Origin of the sequence: Cognatishimia maritima, assembly GCF_900129685.1 — a bacterium.
GTDB classification, from domain to species: domain Bacteria; phylum Pseudomonadota; class Alphaproteobacteria; order Rhodobacterales; family Rhodobacteraceae; genus Cognatishimia; species Cognatishimia maritima.
Genome location: NZ_FQWM01000001.1, coordinates 777,059 through 802,520 on the forward strand (window position 1 = coordinate 777,059; position 25,462 = coordinate 802,520).

Genomic DNA, 25,462 nt, shown 5'->3' on the forward strand with positions numbered 1-25,462 from the left:
GCGGGCGTAGCTCAGGGGTAGAGCATAACCTTGCCAAGGTTAGGGTCGGGCGTTCGAATCGCCTCGCCCGCTCCAAAATGTCAGCAAGTTCCAATCAGTTAAATTTGCAGAGATTTATTTCTTACGCCGTTAATCTCGGACTTACTTTGTTCATGTTCGTATTTCGGCAACTATATAGACTTATAAGTAGTTATATCTTACTTCAGATATAACTCAGTAGAACTTGATAGACACATGGATCCAGTCAGAAACCCCTTTGCACCCGGCGCAGGCTCGCAGCCACCTGAACTTGCCGGGCGAGACGACATCATAAATGATGCAAAAATCGCACTCAAACGCACTTTGATCGGACGGCACGCTCGATCTCAAATGTTGCTAGGACTACGCGGCACCGGCAAAACGGTTCTACTAAATGCAATTGAAAACCAAGCCGAAGAAGAAGGCTATCTAGCCTCAGTCGTAGAAGCACCCGAAGACAAGCCACTTGCAGATCTGCTGTACCCGAGAATGCAACAAGTGCTTCGAAAGCTCTCCCTTGTCGAGAATGCAAAGTCGACAGCATATGAAGCCTTAAAAGCGCTCAGAAGCTTCGCGGGCGCATTCAAAGTGCAAATGGGCGATTTTTCGGTTTCTGTTGATCCTGAGCCTGGAGTGGCCGATAGCGGCAACCTTGAATACGATCTTACGGACATCTTCGTCGCTATTGGTCATGCAGCAAAAGCAGCAGGTAAGGGCTGGTGTCTTCTCATCGACGAAGTCCAGTACCTGAAAGAAGAAGAACTCGCAGCACTAATCGTTGCAATCCACAAAATTGGTCAAAAACAGCTCCCTGTTATATTCCTTGGTGCAGGATTGCCTCAATTAGCTGGGCTATCTGGCGATGCCAAATCATACGCAGAAAGGTTGTTCTCATACCCTAAGGTCGGCGCACTCGACAAAGATGCGGCATCAAAAGCAATCTTGGGACCAATAGAAGACGAAAACGAAGAAATCAGTGAAACTGCACTCGACCAAATTTTACAGATCACAGAAGGGTATCCATATTTCCTTCAAGAGTGGGGCTTTCAAGCTTGGAACACAGCCGATGAATCGCCGATCGCCGCAAGCGATATTGATCAAGCAACAGTGGCTGCTCTCAAAAGACTAGATGACGGCTTCTTTCAAGTTCGATTTGATCGATTAACACCGAAAGAACGCGAATATGTGATTGCCATGGCAGAGCTTGGCAAGGGGCCCTACCGATCATCTGAAGTTGCCGAGAAGCTTGGCGAGGCTCCAAACAAATTGGGTCCGAGAAGAGCTCAGATTATCGCCAAAGGAATGATCTACAGTCCTCAATATGGCGATATTGATTTCACAGTGCCGATGTTCGACGACTACCTCCGCCGTAATTGGGAGCTAACTGACGAATGAAACTTGCCAAGGCAAATTAGTCACCTTGCCCTTTGTCGTAACTCCGACCTCTTCCCCTACGTTCCCTGCCCGCCTATAACGGCGCGGCACAAGCACGAAGGAATGGCCCATGCGTACAGGCAGCGTCAGCCGCAAGACTACGGAAACAGAGATCACAGTTGAGATCAATCTCGACGGGACAGGAAGCTATGACAACCAAACTGGGGTTGGCTTCTTTGACCATATGCTGGATCAACTGTCGCGCCACTCGTTGATTGATTTCAAGATCCGCGCCAAGGGTGACTACCACATTGATGACCACCACACAGTCGAAGACACCGGCATTGCGCTGGGTCAGGCGCTGGTGCAGGCGCTTGGCGATAAGCGCGGCATCAACCGTTACGGCGAATGCCACCTGCCGATGGATGACGCACAAGTGCGCGCCGCGCTGGACCTGTCGGCGCGGCCGTTTCTGGTGTGGAACGTCGATATCCCAACGCAGAAAATTGGCACCTTCGATACTGAGTTGGTGCGTGAATTCTTTACGGCGTTCGCGACGCATGGCGGTATCACGATGCACATCGACCAGTTGCACGGCGTGAACAGCCACCACATTGTGGAAGCGGCCTTCAAGGCCGTGGCGCGGGCGCTGCGGACGGCGGTGGAAACCGACCCGCGTAAGGCAGAGGACATCCCCTCGACCAAGGGCGCTCTTTAGAACTGAGCAGCGAAAAACAAGAAGCCCGGTCTTTGGCCGGGCTTTTTTGTGAGTTCAGGCGGCAATCACTCTGGGTTTTCTGCGCAGGTATACCTCTGCCAGCAACAGATTTGGCACCCAAGCAAGCCACGCAATGGCCACGTAGGCGGTTTCAAAGCCAACGGTCAATTCGCCAAACGGTAGGTACAGGCGCAATGTCACGGCTGCGAGTGTGAGTGCCGCAGAGCGGATCATCCAGCGGCGGTGGGCCGCAATCTGCCGTTTGATCGCAAAGACCACCGCCAGAGCGGTTGTGGCAAGCCAAAGCACCGCCAAAAGAATGAAACCTGCCGCCGCGATTGGCCCCGCCTCGGTCGTCAGCCCCAAGGCAAAGCTGCCGCCCCCTGCCAGTAAAACACTCAGCGCATAAAGCCGCCCGCCCCATCGATGAAGTTTGGGACGCGCGGTGCGCAGCCGCTTGTTGAACTGGAGCGGCAGCAGGATCAAGGCGAGCGGCGCAAACCCGATGTGTAAGTAGAGGCTGACCGGGCGCGCAAGCGCATGGTGCAGCATAAAGGGCATCACCACGCTGATTTCCGCCACCAAAAACCTCAGCGAAACCACGGCGATCAACACGCTCAGTGTCCACAGCAGGATCAACGCCCAGGATGTATCTTTCTTTGACTTCAATTCGGTGCTCTGCATGAGATCTCTCCGCATAAACTTGACAGTGTAAAGTCTAACTTGACACTGTCTAATTAGACCATCTTGACACTGTCAAGTAAAACTTTAACCTAGCCCCATGACTGCAGAGACCAAAACCACCCATCACCACGGCAACCTGAAAGAAGCGCTTGTTAGGGCGGGTATTGATCTGTTGGAGGAAGACGGGCTTGACGGGCTTACGTTGCGCAAATGTGCCGCCCGAGCCGGAGTCTCCCATGCAGCGCCAGCGCACCACTTTGATGGTCTTTCAGGCCTTAAGGTTGCCATAGCGACCGAAGGATTTCGCATATTTTCCAATTATCTGGAGAGCGCAGCCAAGGGTATAGACGCCCCGATTGACAGGTTGCGGGCAGTCTGCCGCGGGTATTTGACGTTCGGCTTGACGCATCCCGGTCTTCTCTCCGTGATCTTCGGCAGTGGTCTGGCGGCGCAGAAGCCCGACAATCGAGAAGGCGACTATGCTTACAACATCCTGCGCAGTGTCTGTGCGCCCTTCATTCCCGAAGGTCAGAACCCGCAAATTATCGAAATTCAGGTCTGGTCACTGATCCACGGCTTTACACTGCTTTATTTGTCCGGCGAATTCGGATGCCCGCCGCCACCCATCGAGGACGGCCCGTTTGACCAGATCATTGCGCTGCTTGATCGCGTTGGAACACTCGGGGCGTGATCCTTCTCTCTTGACCCGAGCGGGATTTCGTTTCAGTTGAAGCGCAAGCGAAAGGACCGAGCATGCTGACAGCGATCATCGACTATGAAAGCGGTAATCTGCACTCTGCAGAGAAGGCGTTTCAACGTATGGCGGCCGAGGTCGACGCAGGCGATGTTGTCGTGACATCTGACGCAGATATTGTTGCCAAAGCGGATCGTCTGGTTCTGCCCGGCGACGGGGCCTTTCCCGCCTGCGCGGCAGAACTACGAGGGCACAAAGGCATCTATGACGCAATGGTCGAGGCGGTGGAACAAAAAGGCCGCCCCTTCCTTGGCATCTGCGTCGGGATGCAGTTGATGGCGACAACGGGCCGCGAATACGAAGACACCGCTGGCCTTAATTGGGTCGGTGGTGACGTTGTGAAGATCACGCCGCAGGACGCCCGTCTAAAGGTCCCACACATGGGCTGGAACGACCTTGTGATCGACCAGCCGCATGCGCTGCTTGACGGGGTAGAGAACGGCCAACACGTCTATTTCGTGCACAGCTATCATTTTCAGGTAAGCAACCCATCAGAGCGGATCGCTCATGTGGATTATGCCGGGGATATCACTGCGATCATTGGGCGTGACACCATGGTAGGCCTGCAGTTTCACCCCGAGAAAAGCCAGCACGTGGGGCTGCGTATGATCGGCAACTTTCTGAAATGGGCTCCCTAAGCGACCGCAATGCCAGCATTGCGCGTGGCGATGGGTGATTCATCAAAAGCTTTGCGATAGGCGCGCGTGAAAGCCTCTGGCGAGCCATAGGCATAGCGCCGCGCCACCGCATCGACCCGGTCGCCCTTTTCCAGATCCTGCCGCGCCAAGGTTAATCGCCATTGTCTCAGGTAGCTCATCGGGGTTTCTCCGACCTGTTCGGCAAACAACTCATTAAAGCGTGACAGTGAAAGCCCTGCCTCGGTGGCCAGGTCCTGATTGGTCCAGACGCGACCTGGATGATCATGCATGGCAACAATCGCGCGGCTAAGGCGCGGGTCGGCTAGGCCTGCAATCAGGCCCGGTTGCGCAGAGCCTCGATTGATCTGATCCCGCAGCAGCCGCACCAGCAACACGTCTCCGAGCCGGTCCAGAACCCAACGCCCACCGCAACGCGGCACTGTGTGTTCTTGTAAGATCACTTGAATAAGCGCTTGCGTTTCCGGGCTGTCGCTGAGGTCAAAATGCACTGTTTCCGGCAAGGCCCGTTGCAGCGGATTAAAGCCTCCTGCCCAATCAACGCGTGCATACCAAAGCTCACTACCGGTTGTCCGATGCATACCGCGCGCCTGCGGGTAAAAACAGACTTCCTTTGGCGCACCGGGGGAGCCGAGCACAATCAAATCCGCCTCTGCGGCTGGCACAGCACGCACTTGGCGGTGAAACCTGTTCATTAGGGTTGTGATGCGATCCATGGCTTCTATTCTGCCTCATTCGCAATGATGGATTTGAGGTGCCAAAGCATATGGGCCTCAGCTTTTTCGGCATTATTATCAGATTTTGAAGAATTATCTAACATTAATTTCGTACATATTGCCTGTGAAAGCAATTTTAACGGAGTTACCCCATGCTCACGCCTCGCCAAAAAACCCCTGATCTGAAGCTGCCATTGGTCGGCGGCGGCACCTTTGATTTAAGTGCTGAGAACAGCGAACGCGGCACCGTTGTGTGTTTCTATCGCGGTCTGCACTGCCCGATCTGCGCCAACTACCTGACCGAACTGGAGCGTCTGGCAGACGATTTCGCCGAGCGCGGCGTAACCATTGTCGCCGTCAGTTCCGATGGCGAAGAGCGCGCGGCGGGCATGGCAGAAAAGATCAAAGCCTCCAAACTGCGTTTCGCCTATGACTTGCCGCTGCAGGAAGCGCGCGACTGGGGCCTCTATATCTCCACTTCGCGCGGCAAAACCTCTATCGGCATCGAAGAACCCGCGCTCTTTAGCGAGCCGGGCCTCTTCATGGTCACACCAGAGCAGACGCTTTACTACGGCGCTGTGCAAACCATGCCGTTTGTGCGTCCGCATTTCAAAGAACTGGTCGCGGCGCTGGATTTTGCCATCGCCAACAGCTACCCGGCACGCGGCGAATACACCGGCGCGGTCTAAGCCCGCTAGACAGATATGATTGCGCGGGGCATATCAGGCCAAAACACCTGAGGTTGCCCCGTGCACGTCCGTCTTGAAAAATTCAACCACACGCGCAAGCAAAAGCGGTACTACGCGTTGCGTGTCAGCCAGACTTTGTTTGGCGATTGGTGTTTGATCCGAGAATGGGGCGTGATTGGCGGCGCGGCGCAGGTCCGGCGTGACTATCTGCCTGAAGGCACAATTGCTGAAGCCGAACTGGAAAGGTTGAAAGCCGCCAAGTTGAAAGGCGGTTACGCCGTGATCCCGGTGCAGATCAGCCTATTCCCTTAGCCTCACCTTCCAAATCCCGATTTCCCCCTGCCCTTGCCCATTCGCGGGCCGCAATCATTGCCATTTACGCGCGGTCATGCATAAGGGCGCAATAGGACCAAAGACCAAAGGAGCCGGCCCATGATCCTCTATCCTGCGATTGACTTGAAAGACGGGCAAGCCGTGCGCCTTTTGCACGGGGACATGGATAAAACCACAGTCTTTAATGACAATCCGGCCGCGCAAGCGTTGGAGTTTGTCAAAGCAGGCTGTGAATGGCTGCATCTTGTTGATCTGAACGGCGCTTTTGCAGGTGAGCCGGTGAATGCCGCGCCCGTCGAAGAAATTCTCAGGCAGACCAAAGTCCCAGCGCAACTCGGCGGTGGTATTCGCGATATGGCGACCATTGCGCGTTGGATCGACAAGGGACTGGCACGTGTGATCCTTGGCACCGTTGCAGTCGAAAACCCTGATCTCGTGCGCGAGGCGGCGAAAGAATTCCCCGGCAAGGTGGCCGTTGGCATCGATGCCCGGAACGGCAAAGTCGCGACCAAAGGCTGGGCCGAAGAAACCGATGTCATGGTGACGGACCTCGCGAAATCCTTTGAAGACGCTGGTGTTGCCGCGATCATCTATACCGACATTCTACGCGATGGCGCGATGAAAGGGCCAAACGTGCAGGCCACGGCTGATCTGGCCAATGCCGTGTCAATACCGGTCATTGCCTCAGGCGGCGTCTCATCGCTTGACGATCTGCACGCCCTGAAATCCTGCGGCGCCAACCTGAACGGCGCCATCTCCGGCCGCGCGCTCTATGATGGGGCCATTGATCTGGCCGAGGCGCTCAAGGTGCTGAAAAGCTGATATCACCTTTGCCCAAATACTCTGGGGTGAGGCGCAGCGCGCCGAGGGGCAAAGCCCCTTCCCCCATTTGCAAAAGAGCGTCATAAGGAACCCATGTTAAAAACCCGCCTGATCCCCTGTCTGGATGTCGCCGACGGCCGCGTGGTCAAAGGTGTGAACTTTGTGGGCCTGCGCGATGCGGGCGACCCGGTGGAAGCCGCGCGCGCCTATGACGCTGCGGGGGCCGATGAAATTTGCTTTCTAGACATCCACGCCACCCATGAAAACCGGGGCACAATGTTTGACATGGTGCGGCGAACGGCCGAACAGTGCTTTGTCCCGCTGACAGTTGGCGGCGGTGTGCGCACCAAAGAAGACGTGCGGGCGCTATTGTTGTCTGGTGCTGACAAGGTGAGTTTTAATTCCGCCGCTGTTGCGCGCCCCGACGTGATTGCCGAAAGCGCCGACCAATTTGGCAGCCAGTGTATTGTCTGCGCGATTGATGCGAAAACTGTGGGCCATGACGAAGACGGTGAGCCGAACAAATGGGGGATTTTCACCCATGGCGGGCGTAAGGCGGCCTTGGATAAAGATGGCAATCCGATTGATGCTGTTGAGTTCGCAAAACTGGTGGCCGCGAAAGGCGCGGGGGAAATCTTGCTGACCAGCATGGACCGGGACGGCACAAAATCAGGCTTCAACCTGCCCCTGACCAAAGCCATTTCTGATGCGGTGAATGTGCCTGTGATTGCTTCTGGCGGCGTTGGTACCCTTGACCACCTTGTCGAAGGCGTGACCAAAGGTGGTGCTTCTGCTGTCCTTGCGGCATCGATTTTTCACTTCGGCGAATTTACCGTGCAAGAAGCCAAAGAGCACATGATCGCCAATGGCATTCCAATGCGGCTGCAGTGAGGGCAAACAGATGAACACGCTAAACGACCTTGCCCAGACCATCGCAGAGCGCGCGAAGGCTGATCCCGATAGCAGCTGGACCGCAAAGCTTTTGGCGAAAGGCCCAGAGAAATGCGCCGAGAAATTCGGCGAAGAGGCTGTGGAAGCCATTATCGAGGCCATTAAGAATGACCGCGACGGGCTGATCAATGAAAGCGCGGATGTGCTGTTTCACCTGCTGGTGATGCTGCAATCCCGGGGCGTGTCCTTGGATGAGGTGCTGGCGGAGCTCGCGCGTCGTCAGGGCATCAGCGGCATCGCCGAAAAGGCCAGCCGCCCCAAGGCCTAGCGCATACGCGCCAAACGCGGAATTTCGATTTTCGGGCAGCGATTCATGATGACCGTCAGACCGGCTCCTTCAGCTTTGGCGGCGGCTTCGTGATCGACCACACCAAGCTGGGTCCAGATGGTCTGCAGCCCCGGCAAGTTGGTCAATGCGTCATCGACCACTTCCGCCAAGGCTTCCGAGCGTCGAAAGACATCGACCATATCAACTTGCTCATCAATATCGGCGAGTGAGGCGCGGATTGTTGTCCCGAATATCTCTTTCCCAGCGTGCCCCGGGTTCACCGGAATGACGTGATACCCCTGCTCATACAGGAACTGCGCCACATAGTGACTGGCGCGCGCCGGGTTCATGGAAAAGCCAACCACAGCGATGGTTTTTGTGCGGTCAAATATTTGGTTCAGCAAACGATCGATGTCTTGGGTCATGTGGCAACACTTGGGTGTTCTGTATGAAATGAAAAGGGCGACTCTACGTCTCAGGGCAACTTCTCGCAATGAAAGCGCAAGAACTGGGTCGTATTCGGGCGCGCTGGGTCGCAATTTGAGATTGAGCATCCCCAGGAGATCAAAAATGGATTTTCGATTCAAGGCGCTTCCCGCAAAGGCCTTCAAACATCTTTTCAAACTTACAGACCAAGAACTTGCGTCCCAAAATGCTAAGCGCTTGACGGTGACAGCCTGCCCTGGCGTGCCCTGTCGCGTCAGTATGAAGGATGCCGAAGTTGGAGAGACGGTCATTCTAATGAATTATGTGCATCTGAATGCAAGCAGTCCCTTTGATGCGAGTCACGCCATATATGTGCGCGAACTTGCTGAGGATTCTGAATTTGGAATCAATGAGGTCCCGGAATTGCTGGCCACTCGTATGATTTCTCTGCGTTTCTTCAATCGTGAGAATATGATGATTGCTGCTGATCTCGTTTCGGGCGAACGGCTTTCCATTCCTTTGTCCGAAGCGTTTGAAAATCCTGAAATTGCCTATGCACATGTGCACTATGCAAAACCCGGTTGCTTTGCGGCATCCGTTCATCGCGTTGAAAGCAATACGTAAAAAAGCGCCCGGTGAAAAGCCGGGCGCAGTGCGGAACGAGGGACAGTGAAGTGAAGGCAAGAGTTCCGGCCCTGCCTTCCTTAGGAGTACATATGGTGAAACTTTCACCTTTCCAGAGCATGTAAGATAATTGTGAACAAATATTGAACCGGCTTACGTTACGTGATCACGCCGTTAGCACGCTGGGCCAATTCTCATCACCGCGCGCGATGAACCCGTCGACGTCTTGCAACCACTTGCGTCGGATCGACTTATTGAAGTTCAAATAAAGTTTGCCGTCGTGGATGGTCCAGGCATCTGCGTCGGTTTTGGCGGTATAGCCATTGGCCACAGCATAGGCGCACCATCCGCCGTATTGCGGCGCAAAGCGGTCTGGGTCCGCAGCGAAGTCAGCAAGGTTTTCGGCGGTGGCGAAATGCCACTCTGCCCCTTTCCAACTGGTGGCAAAGGCTGGGTCACCTTTGATATCCGTTGCATCTTTGAAATAAGCCACCGGATCATAGCCTTTCAGAGCAATACCCTTGGGCGCATAAATTTCAGGCGTATCTGCCAAGGCGGGTGTTGCCATTGCGCCCGCAACAGGCGCTGCGGCGGCAGCAATCAGGAATGTACGACGAGACAGCATAGAAGGCTCCGTTTTGATCAACTGCTTCAAAGGATAATCAAAAAAAGCAGCGCCCAAAGGGGTGGTGACGGATTTGTGAGCCGCCGTCAGCGAATATTTCAATCAAAAATTTCGAAGATATCGTCCAGATCGTCGAAAATTTCTGACAGGAACCCCTTCTTTTTCTTCTTATACTTTTTCTTTGATTTCATCTGCTTGCGAAAGGAAACCGGCGTCTCGTAATGCTGTTTCTTTTCCGGGCGGCGCGATGTCAGGGGCATCTGCTTGATCTCATGCAATGGCGCGCCGCAAGAGCCGCAAGCCAGTTCATGTTGCACGTCGCCTTTTAATTTCAGCGCCGCTCGGGTGCCGCAATAGCAACAAGTCGCAATTTTTGGTCCCATTTCTGCCCTGCCCCGTTAGCTCCCGTTCCCAGCGATATTGACCTCTGTCGCGTGGGTTTCAAGGTTAAGAGACCTTAGGCCCTGGGTCGCGACGCATAAAGCGCCACAGCCGCGGCGTTGGACACGTTCAAACTACCGAACCCGCCTGCGAAATCGATCTTGACCAGCTGGTCCACGGTTTCTTTGGTTTTCTGGCGCAGTCCCGGCCCTTCGGCCCCAAGAACTAAGGCGATTGGGCGGTCAAATTTGCCTTCTAGCGCGGTTTCGATGGTGTCCTCGGCCTCGCCATCTAAGCCCAGAACAATGTAACCCATGCCCTGCAGTTCGACGATGGTATCCGCGAGGTTGCGCATACGCAGATAGGGTTGGCGTTCCAAAGCGCCAGAGGCGGTCTTGGCGAGCGCACCTGTTTCTGGGGCGGAATGGTGGCGCGTGCCAATCACAGCCTGTGCACCAAAAACTTCTGCTGACCGGAGAATTGCGCCGACGTTATGCGGGTCTGTCACACGATCCAGCAGCACCAAACGTGGAGGCCTGTCATCTGACCCAATCGCGCGATCCGTCAGGCTACCCCAGTTCAGAGGTTTCACCTCTAATGCTGCTCCTTGGTGAACGGATTGTTTGTCGATAGGTGGGTTAAATTTACGTGGATCAATAACTTCTGGCGTCATGCCAGACGCCGCAATTGCGTCGTCCAGCTTGTCCGAGGCGTTTTTTGTCACCATCAGCCGCAGCTTTTCCCGCGCCGGGTTCATCAACGCATCGCGCACGGCGTGCAGCCCAAACAGCCAGACCGTTTCAGCGGATGCAGCCTTTTTGGCCTGCTCTTTTTCAACGACCCACTTTGGCTTTTTTGGGGGCTTGCTCATGGTTTTGTGCCTTGCTGCTTAAGGAGCGGTAGCAATGCCGCGAACTTGCCTCATCTGCAAGAGATTTTCTTGTTGACGCCTCCCAATGAGGCCTGTAATCAGCCCCTCACGTTTAGCAGCGATGCCGAACAAGTGGGCGACAGGCCGCAAGGTGTGGCAGGGGACTGTAACTCCCTCGAGGCGACTCACGCCTGGTTCGATTCCAGGGTCGCCCACCATTTTCAGCATCAGGTTACAGCCGGTGCCTGTACGAAAAACGGCTCCTTCGGGGGCCGTTTTTGTTTTTCTTACTAAGACTTAGAAGATTGTAAACGCACAGCTTTTACCGTGTGACGCCAAGGCAATCCCTATTGAATCAACCCCTTTTCACGCGCCAGATCGGCGGCTTCTGCACGGTTTGCAACCTGCATCTTGCGGTACAAAGTCCGCACATGCAGCTTCACAGTCACCTCTGCCAGATCCAGATCACGGGCGATTTCTTTGTTGGATTTGCCTTCGGTCAACCCGCGCAACATCTGGCTTTCACGCTGGGTAAACCCATCCAGTTTCGGTTGTGCTAACATGGCATCTGACAGCAGCTCTGCAGGCACATATTTCTCACCAACGGCCATGAAATTTATGGCGTTGATCAAGGACGTCGCAGAGAGCGTTTTTGGGATAAAACCAGCAGCTCCGATGTTTAGCGCGCGTTTGATAACCGCGCGCGGTGCGCTCCCTGACATCAAGGCGACCGCCTGGCATTTTTCATGGTCTAGCGCTTTTTTTAAGCCTTTTAGCCCATCCATGCCCGGCATTTCATAGTCGAGCAGCACAAGGTCAAACCCCTTCCCACGCCCCATCAGGTGAAGCGCCTCATCAAGGTTTTCCGCGGTACCGATGTCAAACGCACCTTCCGCCGTCAGATAGGTGACCAACGTATCGCGCAATAAATCATGGTCGTCTGCAATCAATACTCGCATCTTTTGATGCCTCAATATTATCTCTCAATATGAGAGTGATCGCAGCGAACTATGGCCAAATTGGGTTATTCGAGGGAAACATAAGAGGCAAATGCAACCTAGGGTTACAAATAAGTCTGTTGTCTTTGAAAATGGCGATCCCTGAAGGACTCGAACCCTCAACCTGCTGATTAGAAGTCAGCTGCTCTATCCAGTTGAGCTAAGGGACCGCACGTGCGCCAAGGTTTCTAACAGGACGTTAGACTTGTCAACGCGAGATACTGTCGACGATGGGCCTAGTGAGTCCAAGGCCCTTTTCGATCGGTTGCAAAGTTTTCACCATAGCCGCCCGCACGAATGTTTGGCTTGCGTTTATGCGGAGACGTGACCGTTGCCTCGATCCCATGTTCTTTGGCGTAGGCCAGCGCAGCGTCTTTGGAAGGGAACTTCAGTTTGACCTGCGACTGCGTGTCATCGGAACCAGTCCACCCCATCAACGGATCAATGTCGCGCGCGCTGGCTTGAGGGAACTCAAGAATCCAGATCTTTGTCTTGGCTTGACCAGAGGTCATGGCGTTACGCGCCGGCTGGTAGATTCGTGCGACCATCGCAATTCTCCTTCGGACTTCCTGCTTTATCTGGGATTTGGGGCCTATCGGCAAGTGGCGAATTGGCCTCGAAGAAGGCCCCGGCGCGGAAACATTCAAAGTTGCAGCCTGCCTTGGAATGTCGTGGGCTAAAGCCTGAAGCAAAGATATCAATGGGCGCCTAACGCAGGCACCTAAGCGAAGTCAAAAACAGCAAAACCCCCGTCAATTGTGCGGGGGTTCGAAGGCATTTCTCTGCAAAGCAAGTCTTGGTTGCCGAACTTCCCACGGGGAGCGAGGGGTATGTGTGGGCGGTCCAGCAACCAAGCGCTGCTTGCAAAGGAACTATATCTTTGCCCTTCACCAATTAGCAACCATATTTGCAACTATCGTTCGCAATGCGGTGCGATTGTTTGCATTAATTTCAATGTAACTAATTTCATTTGCATAAAGATTTCAATATCTGTGGAACCTTCAAACCGTTCTAAAAACAAAGAGTTACCTTAGGTAAAGCGTGTTGTCTGACCAAACGGTCGGCACCACCTGACTGCGACATTCCGCCTCAGCCAAATTTCGCCACCCGTCCTGCCAAAATCTGACAGTTTTCTCTGCATACTTGTAGGTTTGTCAGCGCATCGACTTGCACTTGTGGAATTTCACCTCAAATACTGGGCGACGAAGGGAATCCAGATGAGTGCCGCGCAATCCGATCAAACGCTACCGATGATGCAAACTCTGCCCCACCGCCGTGAAAAGCTGGAGGGGGGCAAGCGCTTTGTGATGCACACAGAGTTTCAACCCGCAGGCGACCAACCCACGGCGATTGCTGAACTGGCCGGCGGCATCAAAGACGGGGAGCGGGATCAGGTCCTGCTTGGGGCGACGGGAACCGGCAAAACCTTTACGATGGCTAAGATCATCGAGGAGACACAGCGCCCGGCGATCATCCTTGCCCCCAACAAAACGCTTGCCGCGCAGCTTTACGGGGAATTCAAAGGCTTCTTTCCCGAGAACTCTGTCGAGTATTTCGTCTCTTTCTATGACTACTACCAACCCGAGGCCTATGTGCCGCGGTCCGACACCTACATCGAAAAAGAAAGCCAGATTAACGAACAGATCGACCGTATGCGCCACTCGGCCACGCGGGCGCTGTTGGAACGCGATGATGTGATTATTGTCGCATCGGTCAGCTGCATCTACGGTATTGGTTCGGTCGAGACTTATTCTGCCATGACGCAGGATCTGCACGTCGGTAAGGACTACGACCAGCGGCAGGTCATGGCTGATCTGGTCGCGCAACAATACCGGCGCAACGACCAAGCCTTTCAACGCGGGTCTTTCCGTGTACGCGGCGATAGCCTTGAGATCTTCCCGGCCCACTTAGAAGACCGCGCTTGGCGGCTCTCGTTCTTTGGCGAAGAACTTGAAAGCATTACGGAATTTGATCCGTTGACCGGGCAAAAGACCGATAATTTCGAAAAGATTCGTGTCTATGCGAACTCGCACTATGTGACGCCGAAACCGACGTTGAATCAGGCCATCGTCAGCATCAAGAAAGAGCTGAAGCAGCGGCTTGATCAACTGGTTGACGAAGGCAAATTGCTCGAAGCGCAGCGGTTGGAACAGCGCACCAATTTCGATCTAGAGATGCTGGAGGCGCAGGGGTTCTGCAACGGGATCGAGAACTACTCGCGCTATCTGACGGGCCGCGCACCGGGCGAGCCGCCCCCCACCCTGTTTGAGTTCATTCCAGACAGCGCGATTGTATTTGCGGATGAAAGCCACGTGTCGGTGCCGCAAATCGGCGGTATGTATCGCGGCGACCATCGGCGCAAGTTTACTCTAGCAGAACATGGCTTCCGCCTGCCATCTTGTATGGACAACCGGCCGCTAAAGTTCGAGGAATGGGACGCGATGCGGCCGCAATCAATCTTTGTGTCGGCCACACCTGCCGCCTGGGAATTGGAACAATCCGGCGGTGTCTTTACTGAACAGGTGATCCGCCCCACCGGTCTTTTGGACCCGGAGGTCGAAATTCGCCCGGTCGAAATGCAGGTCGACGATCTGCTGGACGAAGTGCGCAAAGTCTCGGCCAAAGGTTTCCGCACATTGGTTACAACGTTGACCAAACGCATGGCCGAAGACCTAACCGAATACATGCACGAACAGGGGATCAAAGTCCGCTACATGCACAGCGACATTGACACGCTGGAACGGATCGAAATCCTGCGTGACCTGCGGCTTGGGGCGTTTGACGTGTTGATCGGCATCAACCTGTTGCGCGAAGGTTTGGATATTCCTGAATGTGGGCTGGTCGCAATCTTGGATGCCGATAAAGAGGGCTTTCTGCGGTCCGAAACCTCGCTGGTGCAAACTATCGGGCGCGCCGCGCGGAACGCTGACGGCCGTGTCATTATGTATGCCGACAAAATGACAGGCAGCATGGAGCGCGCGCTGAAAGAGACCAATCGCCGACGCGAAAAGCAAATCGCCTACAACGTCGAACACGGCATCACCCCCGCGACGGTGAAGAAGAACGTCGAAGATGTGCTCGCCGGGCTTTACCAAGGCGACACGGATATGTCGCGGGTCACGGCCAATATCGATAAACCAATGCATGGCGCAAACCTTGAGGCGCACCTCAATGGCCTCAAAGAAGAAATGCGCAAAGCGGCAGAGAACCTGGAATTCGAAGAAGCGGCCCGCCTGCGCGATGAAATCAAACGGCTGGAGGCCGTGGATTTGGCAATTGCAGACGACCCGCTTGCCCGGCAGTCGGCCATTGACGCGGCGGCTGAATCCGCAGTGAAATCTAAGGGGCGTTCTACGGCTGGCAGGCCCGGTCAGCGCGGCGGCAACGTTCGGCGACGCAAATCACGCTAAGAAAACCGAGAAGATAACTGGGATCAAAGGATTTTCTGAGGTTGGGTGTTTGATCGCCCAAAGGCTTTTTGCCGCCTCAGAAGACATTTTCATGCAAAAGTCATGGCAAACTTGATCGATATATCCAACAAAATTAGTTTCACTAATATGAGATGAAAGCGAACTTACCCACAGACAATCAAATCCAAATTGTGAAATAGAAATAATCTGTGGATAGAAAGCAAACAGCCACCCTGAAGCTTCTTTTCCAAAGAAATCTGTATCAGCGCGGCCTGGGAGACCTGTCAAAACCGCCCATTCGGGCCAGCTTTCAAGGCAGGGTGATGACTTAGAACTATTCTGCGGCTAAGATGGTGGCCGATTTAAGGCAGGGCAGACATTCATTTGAAACTTGCGACACGTCTTATCATTGTAGCCCAACTGGCGGCATGGGTCGGCTACATGCTTGTGGTCTACCTCAATCCCGACGACCTTGCCTCTTTGCAATCGCTGGAAAGCTACGTCTTCATCTGTGTGGTTGGCGTGATCTTATGTTTTCTTCCAGCGCTGCGCCTGTCCGCGCGCTACGAAATGCAGCCTTTCGCCTTTTTGCTGGCGATCCTACCGATCTTCACGGTCGCATTTGTTTGGATATACCAACTGCAGTGATCATCGCGCGACATGCACCGCGCAGGTCACATGCCGCACAACCTGTGCCGCTGTGCTGCCAAGGTTAAATTCATGCGGGCCGGGCTTGTGCGATGACATCACCACGCAATCCACGTCCTTGTCTTTGACCCACAACAGAATGACCTTACCCGGATTGCCATAGACAATATCTGCAGACACATTCGGCAGGTCACGCGCCATGTCATTCAGAGATTTTGCGAGCGTAGCCTTCGCCTCATCCTGATAGCCTTCAGGGAAATATGAACGCGCGTATTTCGGCACCGGGGGCATCACGTGCAAAAGGGTGACACGGGCGTCTTCGCAAGCAAGCCGAGAGGCCGCTTTCAGAACTTTTTCAACCCCGTCCTCCTCTTCGAAGGACACAGGCACAAGGATATTTTTATACATTGCCCCTCACCTCTAGCGTTGACGATTTGGCCGAATGCCCCAGCAGATCAGAACGTTTCCTGCACGTCATACATCACCGGCTCAAAGGTCTTGCACAGGGCACTGAACGCGCGGGTGCGCTCGCGCATTTCTGGCGACCGTAGCATGGCAAGGAAATCTTCGCGTTTTTCCCATTGTGCGTAGTTGGCGATCCGTGTCTGCGCATCATTCACGTGCAGCCCTGCAGCAATGAAACCAGGCTGTTTGCTGATAAAGTCGCGGTAGGCCGCATTCAATTCGTCCATCAGGTCCTGACAGGTGCCCGGGGTGACCTCAAATGTGGTGATAACGGTCTGGCGATTCTCGCCTATTTTGATTGTTGGCATCATGCATCCTCCCTGACTTTCCCTCAGCCTAACCTTGCCACAAGCCGCGCGCCATATCTTTTTGGCCTCCTTCGCCGCGCGGTGGGTGCGATCATTAATCCTTTGTTCACCATTATTTACAACACTGGTCCCGCGAGGGGAGCCGATGCGGACCATTTGGATCATCATGTTTCTTTTGGTGCCGATGTCGGCCCTGCCAGGCCCCTGGTTGCGCCCGGATGGGGAAGGATTCATGTCGGTGGACAGCATCGGATCCGTTGGGCGCAATCAGGGTGACCTGTGGCTGTATAATGGCCTATTCTTGGAGTATGGCCTGTCGGATCGGACGACTATTGGCCTAACGGGCGGGATGGATCATCTGGGCGATGGCTCTGTCACGACCTATTTGCGCCGCGCGCTGCCCATCAATCGCGCGGGCTGGATCGCGAGCGGAGACCTTGGGATCGGCACAAGCTTTTCCCTTGATCAAACAACCAGCCAACCCTCTGAACCACATCTGCGTCTTGGGGTTTCCATTGGGCGTGGGGGGCTTTGGGGCAATCCGGGCACATGGTTTGCTTTGGACAGCTATGCGCTGTTTGAGAAACGCGACAAACCGATGGTAAAAGCCGAAGCCACCCTCGGACATCGCACAGACAGCAACTGGCTGTGGATGGTGCAGCTGATTGCCGAAATTCACCAGGACGACGACCCGATCACGACATTCGCGCCCTCTGTTGCCATCCCATTGAAACGAAAGTCTCATTTGCAAATAGGCGCCATGCTCTCGGACGAAGGCGAGGGACGGTTTGGATTGAAAGCCGCCCTGTGGCGCAGCTTTTAGATTTGGCAGACGAGGATGTGATCGCAAGGCCACTTTGTTTTTATGCGATTCTAGGGCATACTATTGTCAGCAGCGTCACGAACAAAAGTTCGGACACCATCAAGAGGCAAGACATGAGAAACCTTATCGCAAGCGCCCTTTTGGCGATGTTGATCCTACCGCTCGGTTCTGTCCAAACAGAAGCTGGGCCTATTTCCAATGCGTGCATCAAATCTGATCGTAAGGGCGCCAGCCGCAGCATGTGCAACTGTTTGCAAAGCGTCGCCAACGGAGAGTTGAACCGAACGGAACAGAAACTGGCGGCCAGCTTTTTCAAAGACCCCCACAAAGCGCAGGTCATTCGCCAATCCGACCGCCGCAGCCATGAACAGTTTTGGTTGCGCTACAAGGAATACGGCCAAACCGCCGCCGCTCTGTGTAATCAGCACAGCTGATCTGACGAAGAACACACTTTGACAGGCCGCAGATGCATTCTGGCGGCCCGTCTGATTTTGTTTGACCCGCAGCGCTTCTAGTTTCACAAAAGACAAATCTAACAGGAGTGCGCCCATGTTACCCAAAGGGGTGACCCTGCGGGGTTTGGAAGTGTTCGAAGCCCTCGCTGTCAGCGGATCGGTGGCCCAGGCCTCTGAAACGACGGGTCTTAGTCAGCCAGCGGTCAGTCAACAGATCCGCAACCTGGAATCCGCCCTAGGCACAACGCTTGTCGACCACGGCAAACGTCCGATGCAGCTGACACGCGCCGGCCGTTCATTTTTGAAACGCGCCCGCGCGGTGCTGTCGGAATTGCGGTTGGCACAATCTGAACTGACCGTGATGGACCTTTCACACATCAGCTCGATGTCGATGGGTATTATTGACGATTTCGACAACGACATGACGCCCCGTTTGGTCACCGCATTGGCAGAAAGCCTGACCAAATGCCGCTTCAAGATGATCACGGCGGGCAGCAACGACATCACCGCGATGATGCGCGCGCGGCGATTGCATATGGGGATCACGGCGACCTCTGGTGAAGTCGTTGATTATGCGATGGAATATCCGCTTATTCGCGATCCATTCATCCTTGTCACGCCTACGACAATTGCCCCGAAAGGCGCGGATGTCGAGCAGGTCATGCGTGATCTACCCTTCGTGAGATACGAACGCGAACAGTTGATCTCTCGCCAGATCGACGCTCACTTGGCCCGCCTGAAACTAACCTTTCCGGAACGGTTTGAAATCGGCAGCAACCTTGCTTTGATGGCATGCGTGTCACGTGGGATCGGCTGGGCGATCACGACACCTTTGGGCTATATGCGCGCCGTGCGGTTCCATGATCAGATCACGCCGCACCCCCTGCCCTTCCCGCATTTCGCGCGCCATATCTCACTGCTCGCCAGCCAGGATTTCGCGGAAAAAGTGCCCCATGACTTGGCGCAGTCTTTCCGCACCATGCTGCAGGACAATATCGTCGCGCCGTGTCTTAGCGCACAGCCATTCCTAGAGGGGGAGTTCAAACTGCTGCCCGAATAAGGCACTCAATCGTTTGCGAATGCGCCTCGCGTATGGCGTTTCCGAGCTCAGCAGATTTGAACCTTTGAAAAGTGCCTAGCTGATCGCAGCCTTCAAGCCTCGTGCGCAATCCTCGATCAAGTCCAGCGCGCCGTCGAAATCGCGGGTGTAATAGGGGTCAGGCACCTCTGACATGCCGCGCTCTGGGGCGTAGTCGGTAAAGCGCCGCACCGGGGTGTTGTTTCCAGACGGACGCAACGCCTCTATGTCTTCGATGTTTGATCCATCCATGCCGATGATTAGATCAAAGCGGTCAAAATCTGCAGCCGTGAACTGCCGCGCCCGAAGATCGCTGAAATCATAGCCACGCCGCTTCGCGGCCTCCTGCATAGGTCCGTAGGGTGGTTTGCCCACATGCCAGCCCGCCGTCCCCGCGCTGTCGGTGTCAACGTCTGACATTTCGCGAAACACGCCTTCAGCCGAAGGGCTGCGACAGATATTCCCCAGACAGACAAACAAGACCTTCATGGCGCGCCCTTCCTATTGCATGATGACCGGGATAGCCCGAGGCGGAACCGCATGGCAAGGAGGCCCCGTGACCAATATCGTGATCCTGACAGGAGCGGGTATTTCCGCGGAAAGCGGGCTTGGCACGTTTCGCGATGCACATGGGCTTTGGGCACAGCACCGGATCGAAGACGTCGCGACCCCCGAAGGCTTTGCGCGCAACCCGCAACTTGTGCACGACTTCTATAATGCGCGCCGAGATCAGGCTGCAAAGGCACAGCCAAATGCCGCGCATTACGCGCTAGCGCAGTTGGAGAAGGATCACGCCGGGCCCGTCCTGATCGTCACGCAAAACGTTGATTCTTTGCATGAAAAGGCGGGCAGCCAGAACGTGATCCATATGCATGGTGCCCTTGACCGCGCGCTTTGTGCGGCCTGTGATCACCGCTGGGTCGCACCCTTGGTGATGTCGCCGAACGACCCGTGCCCACGCTGTGCAAGCCCTGCAACGCGGCCAGACGTCGTGTGGTTCGGTGAAATCCCTTACCAGATGGAGCAGATCGCCGAAGCGCTCTCAACCGCAGATATCTTCGTGTCGATTGGCACGTCGGGTGAGGTCTATCCGGCAGCGAACTTCGTCGCTGAGGCGGACCATTTTGGGGCGCATACGGTTGAATTGAACCTAGAACCCTCCGCAGGAGCATCACGGTTTGCAGAATGCCGATTTGGACCTGCAAGCGACGTGGTGCCAGCTTGGGTCGCTGACACACTGAAAGGGTAAAGGCCGGGTCGCCCCGGCCTTCGGTAACTTAGTGGTGTTTGTGTGTCGCGCTGTGGTCTTCCGCGCGTTCCAGGTCAACTGGGATGGTCAGAGCGATTTCACCAGCATTTTCGAAGACCAGCACAACAGCGACCTCATCGCCATGTTCAAGCGGCCTTGTCAGCCCCATCATCATCACATGGTCGCCCCCTCGCGCCAGCATATGGGTGCCGCCCGCAGGGACTGCATAGCCTTCTTCGACATGCATCATCTTCATCACGCCGTCGCCCATGTCCTTATGGGTGTGTAGCTCTGTTTTTGCGGCAACGTCAGATGTCACGCCAATCAAGCGGTCATCCGTGTCGCCCATATTGTGGATTTCAAAGAAGGCAGCCCCTGCTTTGGCAGCTTTTGAGGCAACGCGCGCATAGGCGTCTTTGACCATGATTTGGCTTTCTGCAAAGGCAGGTGCGGTCAGGGAAAGGGTGGCCACAACGGCCAGAGCGATAGATTTGAAAGACATGGCTTTCTCCGGTGTTGGTGTTTGACTGAAAGGCTTGGGTCAAACAGCCAGCGGCGGCGCGCGTGCCTTGAGCTTCAAAAGCCTTTGGACAGCGACAGAGGTCGCCTCGGCGGTTTTTGGCATGGCAAACTGCGCCTGAGAGACCTCCAGCGGATCACTTTGGTCCGCGATCATGTCCAATGCCAGCAGCGTACACTCCGGGCAATGCTGCTGCGGGGCGGTCGGCTCTCCGTTGGCGTCAACCGCGATCAGAACAGTGGCTTGCCCTGCGCAAAGCTCCATCACACCCACGCTTTGTGGCATGCCTTTTGCCATCGCCGTGCCATAGCCCGTCAGGGTCAACAGCGCGATCAAAAGTGCAGAGATATGAAGCCTGAGCCGTGTCATCACGCGCCATATAGGCCGCATCACCCAGAAATGGAAGGCGACAAAACGCAACAGCCCCACCTGATATCAGGCGGGGCTTGCGTCACTGTCCAGTGAATGAAAGCGCTTGGCTTAGGCTGCTGCAGCCTGTGCTTTTGCGATTTCTTTTTTAACTTTCAGAGCGTTCGCAGACAGCTCTTCGTCCTTCGCTTTTGCGAGGAACGCGTCCAGACCACCACGGTGATCAACGGAACGCAGAGCAGATGCAGAGATACGCAGTTTGACGCCGCGACCCAGAGTTTCGGATTGCAGAGTCACGTCGTTCAGGTTCGGCAGGAAGCGACGCTTGGTTTTGTTGTTGGCGTGGCTGACATTATTGCCAGTCATCGGGCCTTTTCCGGTCAATTCGCAACGGCGCGACATGGGTTCATCCTCGTTTTACGGTCCACGGGGAATGTGACCCCGATAATGCAAAAAGGCGCCGCCGCGGGCAGCACCCAGAAATTCGTTGGGCGTCTTTAGGCCTGAAATGGAGCGGCGTCAAGTGATTCACAGCAATGAATCGCACGCTGCATTGAGGAAAGTTCAATTCCTTTAGATACCTGCCTTAAGGCTTACTTCGTGCGAATATCAAGCGCGTTCAGAACCTTATCGGCAGCGGCTGAGGGCGTGATTTCTTGCGCGGCGACCTGCGCAGCCAATTCTGCGATCTGCGCTTTCGCGTCCCCGGTCTGCAGTTGTGCAAGCACACCCTGTTTCACTTCTTCATGGAACCAGAATTGCGCCTGCGATTCACGACGGCCCTCCCAATGCCCATTTGCGCGCCGCCAGTCCGTCAGCTCACACATTTGCGCCCAGGCATCCGTAAGCCCCTGTTCTTCAAGCGCAGAGACTGTCATCGCCTTTGGGAAACCCTCTGGGTCTTGCGGGCGTTTGCGCAAAAGCCGCAAAGCGCCTAAATAGTCAGCGCAGGTCCGCATGGCGGTGGATTTCAGGTCACCATCTGCTTTGTTGACAAGGATCAGGTCTGCCATCTCCATGATGCCGCGTTTGACGCCCTGCAATTCGTCGCCCCCGGCAGGAGCAAGCAACAGCAAAAACAGGTCCGACATCTCGGCCACCACGGTTTCGCTTTGGCCGACGCCCACGGTTTCAATCAGAACCACGTCAAACCCCGCCGCTTCGCAAAGCGCCACAGCCTCGCGCGTGCGCCGAGCAACGCCGCCAAGATGCGTCTGGCTGGGGGATGGGCGGATAAACGCGTTTTTGTCGCGCGAAAGCCGCTCCATCCGCGTTTTGTCGCCCAAGATCGACCCACCGGACCGCGCAGAAGACGGATCAACGGCCAAGACCGCAACGCGTTTGCCTTGGGCCGTCAGGAAAATGCCAAAGCTTTCAATGAAGGTGGATTTGCCCACCCCAGGCGTGCCCGAAAGGCCAATCCGCAACGCCTGCCTTCCTGCCCCGCGCAGCGCCTCTAACAAGTCCGCTGCCTGCGCACGGTGATCAGCTCGCCCGCTTTCCACAAGCGTGATCGCCCGCGCCAGTGCCCGGCGGTCCTGTTTCAAAATCCTGTCGCGCAGCTCTGCGATGTCCATGCCACGGCCCTATTGCTAATGCTTCTGGGCTGCGTTCATGCCCCGCGCCCTGCCCGGTTGTCTACCCTCTTCCCGACGATTGGCCTATGCCTGTGCGACAATGACGCTGGGTTTACGATGGTGTCTGGGTTTCGCGTGAAGTCTTTGCATCTTTACCCGCCCTTGCGCATTCGGGATAAGGCAGTATGACCACGCTTCCCGTTCAGCTTCCCATCCAAGAGGCTCTGCCAGACCTGATCGCCGCCTTGCGGTCCAAGGGTCGCGCTGTTTTGCAAGCGCCGCCGGGGGCCGGGAAAACGACCGTTGTTCCATTAGCGATGCTGGAGGCGGGTTTGGTGACCGGCAAGATCATCATGCTGGAACCCAGACGACTGGCCGCACGCGCGGCGGCAGAACGCATGGCGGAAACCTTGGTCGAGCCAGTCGGTCAGACAGTCGGCTACCGCGTACGCGGGGATAGCAACACCTCGAAATCCACGCGGATCGAGGTGGTGACCGAGGGCATCCTGACCCGCATGATCCAGTCTGACCCAGAATTGAAAGGCGTTGGCGCGGTCATCTTTGATGAATTCCACGAACGGTCCCTGAATGCGGACTTAGGCCTAGCGCTGTGCCTTGAGATCACTGGCGCACTGCGCGATGACCTGATGCTTGTCGTGATGTCAGCGACGCTGGATGCAGAGCCGGTCGCCGCATTGATGGACAACGCCCCGCTTGTGACGTCCGAAGGGCGCAGTTTTCCTGTGGAGACGCGCTGGCTGGAAAAGCCGCTGCGCAAAGAAGATCGTTTAGAGGAGGCAACTGCCCGGTTGATCGAAACAGCGGTGGCAGAGAGCGAAGGGGGCGTTTTGGTCTTTTTGCCCGGCGAAGCAGAAATCCGGCGCACAGCACAACGATTGAAGCTGCCTGCCGAATGCCAGGTGCACACGCTCTTTGGGGCAATGGATTTCAAAGCACAGCGCGCCGCAATCCAACCAGCCACGCAGGGGCGCAAGGTTGTTCTGTCGACATCAATCGCTGAAACCTCGCTGACCATCCAAGACGTGCGTGTCGTGGTTGACGCAGGCCGCGCGCGGCGAGCGCGGTTTGATCCGGGATCTGGCATGTCGCGGCTTATCACCGAAAAGGTCACCAAGGCAGAGGCAACACAACGCCAAGGCCGCGCGGGCCGCGTGGCCAAAGGTGTTTGCTATCGACTTTGGACGAAAGGCGAAGAAGGCGGCCTGCTGCCCTTCCCGCCTGCGGAAATCGAAGCTGCTGATCTGGCGGGATTGGCGCTGGAATTGGCCGCTTGGGGCGCGACCACTGCTGACCTGCCTTTCCTGACCCAGCCACCTTCTGGAACATTCAGCGAAGCGCAGAACCTACTGCAGATGTTGGGCATACTGGATCAAGATATGCGCATCACCGAACACGGCCAAAGCGTCGCGCGCATGCCGCTGCACCCACGCCTGGCGCATATGCTGGCAATTGCGGGTCGCAAAGCCGCGCCTCTGGCCGCGCTTCTGGCGGCACGCGATCCGCTGGCGCGGTCAGCCCCCGTTGATCTTGCGTTGCGAGCCGAGTCGATTGCCGATCTCAAACGTTTCGAGCAAACGCGCCCCTATCAAGTCAATCGCGGTGCGCTACATACGATCCGAGAGGAAAGCAAACGGCTGGCGCGCCTTGCGCAGGGGCATGGTGATTATTCACTGGCTGAGATGGCAGCGCTGGCCTACCCCGACCGCATCGGGTTGCGCCGCAAAGGAGACGCCGCGCGGTATGTTTTGTCCGGCGGCAAAGGGGCCGTTCTGGATGAGGCCGATCCGATGGCGTCAGAACGCTTGATCGTCGCCACGGATTTGGATGGCAATCCGCGTGAAGCCCGCATCAGGCAGGCCATTGCGATCTCTGAACCCGAAATCCGCGCGCTTTTTGGGGGCCAAATCCAATGGCAAAAGACCTGCCACTGGTCCAAACGCGAAGGTCGCGTAGTTGCGCGCCAGCAAGAGATGTTTGGCGCGCTCGCACTGGACGACCGCCTATGGAAAGACGCCCCACAAGAGGACATCGCCAAGGCCATGCTGGATGGCGTTCGCGAAATGAGATTGTTGCCAAGTCCGGCAGCCAAACGCTTTCTCGCACGCGTTGCTTTGGTACGCGGCGCAGGGCACGATCTGCCCGACCTCAGCGAAGACACCTTGCTTGGCACGCTCGAAGAATGGCTCCTGCCCCATTTGGCTGGCGTGAAGACCGCAGATCAGTGGAAAAAGTTCGACATCCTTGAAGCCTTACGCGCCACGCTGGATTGGCCACAGATGCAACTTGTAGATCGAATTGCACCGGCGCATTTCACAACGCCGCTAAACCGCCAGATTCCGATTGATTATTCCGGCGAACACCCGGAAATCACCCTGCGCCTGCAAGAGATGTTTGGCCAGAAAACCCACCCTACGGTTGGCAACACACCATTAAAGGTCACTCTGCTATCGCCCGCCCAGCGCCCTGTGCAGACCACGATGGACATCCCCGGTTTTTGGGCGAGCAGCTACACCGATGTGCGCAAAGACATGCGTGGACGCTACCCCAAGCACCCCTGGCCCGAAGACCCGACAGAGGCAGATCCAACACTGCGCGTGAAGCGGCGCGGATAAGTTCGGCAGCCGTTTCTCT

The 25,462-nt window shown here is 55.7% G+C and carries 33 protein-coding genes and 3 tRNA genes; 19 read left to right on the top strand and 17 right to left on the bottom strand.

Features of this window, described 5'->3' with window-relative positions; all coding sequences use genetic code 11:
- The 3 genes from BUA39_RS04025 (at window position 1) to hisB (ending at window position 2,110) form a co-directional block, all read left to right on the top strand.
- Window positions 1-75: transfer RNA gene (locus tag BUA39_RS04025), tRNA-Gly, on the top strand.
- A 159-nt stretch (window positions 76-234) separates the two neighbouring features.
- Window positions 235-1,413 (top strand): ATP-binding protein, encoded by a 1,179-nt coding sequence (locus BUA39_RS04030; protein WP_072791202.1) that lies wholly within the window; start codon window positions 235-237, stop codon window positions 1,411-1,413.
- Between the two features lie 109 nt (window positions 1,414-1,522).
- On the top strand, window positions 1,523-2,110 hold the full coding sequence (gene hisB, locus BUA39_RS04035; RefSeq protein ID WP_072791204.1) for an imidazoleglycerol-phosphate dehydratase HisB: 588 nt from the start codon (window positions 1,523-1,525) through the stop codon (window positions 2,108-2,110).
- A gap of 54 nt (window positions 2,111-2,164) precedes the next feature.
- On the opposite strand, the gene BUA39_RS04040 is transcribed toward hisB, so the two are convergent.
- Window positions 2,165-2,794, bottom strand: coding sequence for a DUF2306 domain-containing protein (locus BUA39_RS04040; protein ID WP_072791206.1), 630 nt, complete (start codon window positions 2,792-2,794; stop codon window positions 2,165-2,167).
- A 97-nt stretch (window positions 2,795-2,891) separates the two neighbouring features.
- On the opposite strand from BUA39_RS04040, the gene BUA39_RS04045 reads away from it, so the two are divergent.
- Entirely contained in the window at window positions 2,892-3,485 is a 594-nt protein-coding gene (locus tag BUA39_RS04045; RefSeq protein WP_072791208.1) for a TetR/AcrR family transcriptional regulator, read from the top strand.
- A 62-nt stretch (window positions 3,486-3,547) separates the two neighbouring features.
- Window positions 3,548-4,186, top strand: a complete 639-nt coding sequence (hisH, locus tag BUA39_RS04050; protein ID WP_072791210.1) for an imidazole glycerol phosphate synthase subunit HisH — start codon at window positions 3,548-3,550, stop codon at window positions 4,184-4,186.
- Here hisH and BUA39_RS04055 read toward each other — a convergent pair.
- Window positions 4,183-4,920 (bottom strand): helix-turn-helix transcriptional regulator, encoded by a 738-nt coding sequence (locus BUA39_RS04055; protein WP_072791211.1) that lies wholly within the window; start codon window positions 4,918-4,920, stop codon window positions 4,183-4,185. The genes hisH and BUA39_RS04055 overlap by 4 nt on opposite strands.
- Window positions 4,921-5,072: 152 nt before the next feature.
- Here BUA39_RS04055 and BUA39_RS04060 point away from each other — a divergent pair, with 152 nt between their 5' ends.
- The 5 genes from BUA39_RS04060 to BUA39_RS04080 all read left to right on the top strand — a co-directional run bounded on the left by BUA39_RS04060 (window position 5,073) and on the right by BUA39_RS04080 (window position 7,983).
- Complete coding sequence (locus BUA39_RS04060) at window positions 5,073-5,609, top strand: peroxiredoxin-like family protein (RefSeq protein ID WP_072791213.1); 537 nt, start codon at window positions 5,073-5,075, stop codon at window positions 5,607-5,609.
- Between the two features lie 60 nt (window positions 5,610-5,669).
- Window positions 5,670-5,921 carry a WGR domain-containing protein gene (locus BUA39_RS04065; protein ID WP_072791215.1) on the top strand — a complete coding sequence of 84 codons (252 nt, stop codon included), beginning with the start codon at window positions 5,670-5,672 and terminating at the stop codon, window positions 5,919-5,921.
- 120 nt (window positions 5,922-6,041) lie between these two features.
- On the top strand, window positions 6,042-6,764 hold the full coding sequence (gene hisA, locus BUA39_RS04070; protein WP_072791216.1) for a 1-(5-phosphoribosyl)-5-[(5-phosphoribosylamino)methylideneamino]imidazole-4-carboxamide isomerase: 723 nt from the start codon (window positions 6,042-6,044) through the stop codon (window positions 6,762-6,764).
- A 93-nt stretch (window positions 6,765-6,857) separates the two neighbouring features.
- Window positions 6,858-7,655, top strand: a complete 798-nt coding sequence (gene hisF / locus BUA39_RS04075; protein WP_072791218.1) for an imidazole glycerol phosphate synthase subunit HisF — start codon at window positions 6,858-6,860, stop codon at window positions 7,653-7,655.
- 10 nt (window positions 7,656-7,665) lie between these two features.
- A complete protein-coding gene (locus BUA39_RS04080; protein ID WP_072791220.1) occupies window positions 7,666-7,983 on the top strand; it encodes a phosphoribosyl-ATP diphosphatase in 318 nt (105 codons plus the stop codon).
- Here BUA39_RS04080 and BUA39_RS04085 read toward each other — a convergent pair.
- Complete coding sequence (locus BUA39_RS04085) at window positions 7,980-8,408, bottom strand: CoA-binding protein (RefSeq protein WP_072791221.1); 429 nt, start codon at window positions 8,406-8,408, stop codon at window positions 7,980-7,982. The genes BUA39_RS04080 and BUA39_RS04085 overlap by 4 nt on opposite strands.
- A 145-nt stretch (window positions 8,409-8,553) precedes the next feature.
- Between BUA39_RS04085 and BUA39_RS04090 the strand changes: the two genes are divergently transcribed.
- Window positions 8,554-9,033 (top strand): DUF1203 domain-containing protein, encoded by a 480-nt coding sequence (locus tag BUA39_RS04090; protein ID WP_072791223.1) that lies wholly within the window; start codon window positions 8,554-8,556, stop codon window positions 9,031-9,033.
- A gap of 166 nt (window positions 9,034-9,199) precedes the next feature.
- Here BUA39_RS04090 and BUA39_RS04095 read toward each other — a convergent pair whose 3' ends face one another.
- From BUA39_RS04095 to rlmB, 3 genes are all read right to left on the bottom strand, one after another.
- Window positions 9,200-9,658: a YHS domain-containing (seleno)protein gene (locus BUA39_RS04095; protein WP_072791727.1), complete on the bottom strand. Its 459-nt coding sequence runs from the start codon at window positions 9,656-9,658 to the stop codon at window positions 9,200-9,202.
- 98 nt (window positions 9,659-9,756) lie between these two features.
- Window positions 9,757-9,918: a hypothetical protein gene (locus BUA39_RS17055; protein WP_341349525.1), complete on the bottom strand. Its 162-nt coding sequence runs from the start codon at window positions 9,916-9,918 to the stop codon at window positions 9,757-9,759.
- Window positions 9,919-10,115: 197 nt separating this feature from the next.
- A complete protein-coding gene (rlmB, locus tag BUA39_RS04105; protein WP_072791227.1) occupies window positions 10,116-10,910 on the bottom strand; it encodes a 23S rRNA (guanosine(2251)-2'-O)-methyltransferase RlmB in 795 nt (264 codons plus the stop codon).
- 134 nt (window positions 10,911-11,044) lie between these two features.
- Between rlmB and BUA39_RS16770 the strand changes: the two genes are divergently transcribed.
- Window positions 11,045-11,128, top strand: a tRNA-Tyr gene (locus tag BUA39_RS16770).
- Between the two features lie 129 nt (window positions 11,129-11,257).
- On the opposite strand, the gene BUA39_RS04115 is transcribed toward BUA39_RS16770, so the two are convergent.
- The 3 genes from BUA39_RS04115 to BUA39_RS04125 all read right to left on the bottom strand — a co-directional run bounded on the left by BUA39_RS04115 (window position 11,258) and on the right by BUA39_RS04125 (window position 12,456).
- Window positions 11,258-11,869, bottom strand: coding sequence for a response regulator transcription factor (locus tag BUA39_RS04115; RefSeq protein ID WP_072791230.1), 612 nt, complete (start codon window positions 11,867-11,869; stop codon window positions 11,258-11,260).
- 132 nt (window positions 11,870-12,001) lie between these two features.
- Window positions 12,002-12,078: transfer RNA gene (locus BUA39_RS04120), tRNA-Arg, on the bottom strand.
- 66 nt (window positions 12,079-12,144) lie between these two features.
- Entirely contained in the window at window positions 12,145-12,456 is a 312-nt protein-coding gene (locus BUA39_RS04125) for an ETC complex I subunit (RefSeq protein WP_072791232.1), read from the bottom strand.
- Window positions 12,457-13,125: 669 nt separating this feature from the next.
- Here BUA39_RS04125 and uvrB point away from each other — a divergent pair.
- Window positions 13,126-15,318 (top strand): excinuclease ABC subunit UvrB, encoded by a 2,193-nt coding sequence (uvrB, locus tag BUA39_RS04130; RefSeq protein ID WP_072791233.1) that lies wholly within the window; start codon window positions 13,126-13,128, stop codon window positions 15,316-15,318.
- Here uvrB and BUA39_RS04135 read toward each other — a convergent pair.
- Window positions 15,310-15,606 carry a hypothetical protein gene (locus BUA39_RS04135; protein WP_072791235.1) on the bottom strand — a complete coding sequence of 99 codons (297 nt, stop codon included), beginning with the start codon at window positions 15,604-15,606 and terminating at the stop codon, window positions 15,310-15,312. The genes uvrB and BUA39_RS04135 overlap by 9 nt on opposite strands.
- A gap of 96 nt (window positions 15,607-15,702) precedes the next feature.
- On the opposite strand from BUA39_RS04135, the gene BUA39_RS04140 reads away from it, so the two are divergent.
- Window positions 15,703-15,966, top strand: a complete 264-nt coding sequence (locus BUA39_RS04140; protein WP_072791237.1) for a hypothetical protein — start codon at window positions 15,703-15,705, stop codon at window positions 15,964-15,966.
- On the opposite strand, the gene BUA39_RS04145 is transcribed toward BUA39_RS04140, so the two are convergent.
- The gene (locus BUA39_RS04145) at window positions 15,967-16,374 is read right to left on the bottom strand and encodes a universal stress protein (protein ID WP_072791238.1); all 408 of its coding nucleotides are present in this window, start codon (window positions 16,372-16,374) and stop codon (window positions 15,967-15,969) included.
- A 47-nt stretch (window positions 16,375-16,421) separates the two neighbouring features.
- Window positions 16,422-16,739 carry an antibiotic biosynthesis monooxygenase family protein gene (locus BUA39_RS04150; RefSeq protein WP_072791729.1) on the bottom strand — a complete coding sequence of 106 codons (318 nt, stop codon included), beginning with the start codon at window positions 16,737-16,739 and terminating at the stop codon, window positions 16,422-16,424.
- A gap of 145 nt (window positions 16,740-16,884) precedes the next feature.
- On the opposite strand from BUA39_RS04150, the gene BUA39_RS04155 reads away from it, so the two are divergent.
- The 3 genes from BUA39_RS04155 (at window position 16,885) to BUA39_RS04165 (ending at window position 19,077) form a co-directional block, all read left to right on the top strand.
- Entirely contained in the window at window positions 16,885-17,562 is a 678-nt protein-coding gene (locus BUA39_RS04155; protein WP_072791240.1) for a hypothetical protein, read from the top strand.
- A 113-nt stretch (window positions 17,563-17,675) separates the two neighbouring features.
- Window positions 17,676-17,996: a hypothetical protein gene (locus tag BUA39_RS04160; RefSeq protein WP_072791730.1), complete on the top strand. Its 321-nt coding sequence runs from the start codon at window positions 17,676-17,678 to the stop codon at window positions 17,994-17,996.
- A gap of 115 nt (window positions 17,997-18,111) precedes the next feature.
- A complete protein-coding gene (locus BUA39_RS04165) occupies window positions 18,112-19,077 on the top strand; it encodes a LysR family transcriptional regulator (protein WP_072791241.1) in 966 nt (321 codons plus the stop codon).
- Between the two features lie 75 nt (window positions 19,078-19,152).
- On the opposite strand, the gene BUA39_RS04170 is transcribed toward BUA39_RS04165, so the two are convergent.
- A complete protein-coding gene (locus BUA39_RS04170; RefSeq protein ID WP_072791243.1) occupies window positions 19,153-19,584 on the bottom strand; it encodes a low molecular weight protein-tyrosine-phosphatase in 432 nt (143 codons plus the stop codon).
- Window positions 19,585-19,651: 67 nt separating this feature from the next.
- On the opposite strand from BUA39_RS04170, the gene BUA39_RS04175 reads away from it, so the two are divergent.
- On the top strand, window positions 19,652-20,344 hold the full coding sequence (locus BUA39_RS04175) for an NAD-dependent deacylase (RefSeq protein WP_110721819.1): 693 nt from the start codon (window positions 19,652-19,654) through the stop codon (window positions 20,342-20,344).
- A 28-nt stretch (window positions 20,345-20,372) separates the two neighbouring features.
- Here BUA39_RS04175 and BUA39_RS04180 read toward each other — a convergent pair whose 3' ends face one another.
- From BUA39_RS04180 to meaB, 4 genes are all read right to left on the bottom strand, one after another.
- Window positions 20,373-20,846 carry a copper chaperone PCu(A)C gene (locus tag BUA39_RS04180; RefSeq protein WP_072791245.1) on the bottom strand — a complete coding sequence of 158 codons (474 nt, stop codon included), beginning with the start codon at window positions 20,844-20,846 and terminating at the stop codon, window positions 20,373-20,375.
- A gap of 39 nt (window positions 20,847-20,885) precedes the next feature.
- Window positions 20,886-21,284 (bottom strand): hypothetical protein, encoded by a 399-nt coding sequence (locus tag BUA39_RS04185; RefSeq protein ID WP_165610478.1) that lies wholly within the window; start codon window positions 21,282-21,284, stop codon window positions 20,886-20,888.
- A gap of 60 nt (window positions 21,285-21,344) precedes the next feature.
- Window positions 21,345-21,635 carry a 50S ribosomal protein L28 gene (gene rpmB / locus BUA39_RS04190; RefSeq protein WP_072791248.1) on the bottom strand — a complete coding sequence of 97 codons (291 nt, stop codon included), beginning with the start codon at window positions 21,633-21,635 and terminating at the stop codon, window positions 21,345-21,347.
- Between the two features lie 191 nt (window positions 21,636-21,826).
- Window positions 21,827-22,810, bottom strand: coding sequence for a methylmalonyl Co-A mutase-associated GTPase MeaB (gene meaB, locus BUA39_RS04195; RefSeq protein ID WP_072791250.1), 984 nt, complete (start codon window positions 22,808-22,810; stop codon window positions 21,827-21,829).
- Window positions 22,811-22,995: 185 nt separating this feature from the next.
- Between meaB and hrpB the strand changes: the two genes are divergently transcribed.
- On the top strand, window positions 22,996-25,443 hold the full coding sequence (hrpB, locus tag BUA39_RS04200; RefSeq protein ID WP_072791251.1) for an ATP-dependent helicase HrpB: 2,448 nt from the start codon (window positions 22,996-22,998) through the stop codon (window positions 25,441-25,443).
- Window positions 25,444-25,462 lie beyond the last annotated feature (19 nt).

Excerpts from the sequence above, each read along its gene's own strand:
- BUA39_RS04030 (WP_072791202.1), top strand. The coding sequence starts at position 235 with ATGGATCCAGTCAGAAACCCCTTTGCACCCGGCGCAGGCTCGCAGCCA.
- hisB (WP_072791204.1), top strand. The coding sequence starts at position 1,523 with ATGCGTACAGGCAGCGTCAGCCGCAAGACTACGGAAACAGAGATCACA.
- BUA39_RS04040 (WP_072791206.1), bottom strand. The coding sequence starts at position 2,794 with ATGCAGAGCACCGAATTGAAGTCAAAGAAAGATACATCCTGGGCGTTG.
- BUA39_RS04045 (WP_072791208.1), top strand. The coding sequence starts at position 2,892 with ATGACTGCAGAGACCAAAACCACCCATCACCACGGCAACCTGAAAGAA.
- hisH (WP_072791210.1), top strand. The coding sequence starts at position 3,548 with ATGCTGACAGCGATCATCGACTATGAAAGCGGTAATCTGCACTCTGCA.
- BUA39_RS04055 (WP_072791211.1), bottom strand. The coding sequence starts at position 4,920 with ATGGATCGCATCACAACCCTAATGAACAGGTTTCACCGCCAAGTGCGT.
- BUA39_RS04060 (WP_072791213.1), top strand. The coding sequence starts at position 5,073 with ATGCTCACGCCTCGCCAAAAAACCCCTGATCTGAAGCTGCCATTGGTC.
- hisA (WP_072791216.1), top strand. The coding sequence starts at position 6,042 with ATGATCCTCTATCCTGCGATTGACTTGAAAGACGGGCAAGCCGTGCGC.
- hisF (WP_072791218.1), top strand. The coding sequence starts at position 6,858 with ATGTTAAAAACCCGCCTGATCCCCTGTCTGGATGTCGCCGACGGCCGC.
- BUA39_RS04080 (WP_072791220.1), top strand. The coding sequence starts at position 7,666 with ATGAACACGCTAAACGACCTTGCCCAGACCATCGCAGAGCGCGCGAAG.
- BUA39_RS04085 (WP_072791221.1), bottom strand. The coding sequence starts at position 8,408 with ATGACCCAAGACATCGATCGTTTGCTGAACCAAATATTTGACCGCACA.
- BUA39_RS04090 (WP_072791223.1), top strand. The coding sequence starts at position 8,554 with ATGGATTTTCGATTCAAGGCGCTTCCCGCAAAGGCCTTCAAACATCTT.
- BUA39_RS04095 (WP_072791727.1), bottom strand. The coding sequence starts at position 9,658 with ATGCTGTCTCGTCGTACATTCCTGATTGCTGCCGCCGCAGCGCCTGTT.
- BUA39_RS17055 (WP_341349525.1), bottom strand. The coding sequence starts at position 9,918 with ATGCCCCTGACATCGCGCCGCCCGGAAAAGAAACAGCATTACGAGACG.
- rlmB (WP_072791227.1), bottom strand. The coding sequence starts at position 10,910 with ATGAGCAAGCCCCCAAAAAAGCCAAAGTGGGTCGTTGAAAAAGAGCAG.
- BUA39_RS04115 (WP_072791230.1), bottom strand. The coding sequence starts at position 11,869 with ATGCGAGTATTGATTGCAGACGACCATGATTTATTGCGCGATACGTTG.
- BUA39_RS04125 (WP_072791232.1), bottom strand. The coding sequence starts at position 12,456 with ATGGTCGCACGAATCTACCAGCCGGCGCGTAACGCCATGACCTCTGGT.
- uvrB (WP_072791233.1), top strand. The coding sequence starts at position 13,126 with ATGAGTGCCGCGCAATCCGATCAAACGCTACCGATGATGCAAACTCTG.
- BUA39_RS04145 (WP_072791238.1), bottom strand. The coding sequence starts at position 16,374 with ATGTATAAAAATATCCTTGTGCCTGTGTCCTTCGAAGAGGAGGACGGG.
- BUA39_RS04150 (WP_072791729.1), bottom strand. The coding sequence starts at position 16,739 with ATGCCAACAATCAAAATAGGCGAGAATCGCCAGACCGTTATCACCACA.
- BUA39_RS04155 (WP_072791240.1), top strand. The coding sequence starts at position 16,885 with ATGCGGACCATTTGGATCATCATGTTTCTTTTGGTGCCGATGTCGGCC.
- BUA39_RS04160 (WP_072791730.1), top strand. The coding sequence starts at position 17,676 with ATGAGAAACCTTATCGCAAGCGCCCTTTTGGCGATGTTGATCCTACCG.
- BUA39_RS04165 (WP_072791241.1), top strand. The coding sequence starts at position 18,112 with ATGTTACCCAAAGGGGTGACCCTGCGGGGTTTGGAAGTGTTCGAAGCC.
- BUA39_RS04170 (WP_072791243.1), bottom strand. The coding sequence starts at position 19,584 with ATGAAGGTCTTGTTTGTCTGTCTGGGGAATATCTGTCGCAGCCCTTCG.
- BUA39_RS04180 (WP_072791245.1), bottom strand. The coding sequence starts at position 20,846 with ATGTCTTTCAAATCTATCGCTCTGGCCGTTGTGGCCACCCTTTCCCTG.
- rpmB (WP_072791248.1), bottom strand. The coding sequence starts at position 21,635 with ATGTCGCGCCGTTGCGAATTGACCGGAAAAGGCCCGATGACTGGCAAT.
- meaB (WP_072791250.1), bottom strand. The coding sequence starts at position 22,810 with ATGGACATCGCAGAGCTGCGCGACAGGATTTTGAAACAGGACCGCCGG.
- hrpB (WP_072791251.1), top strand. The coding sequence starts at position 22,996 with ATGACCACGCTTCCCGTTCAGCTTCCCATCCAAGAGGCTCTGCCAGAC.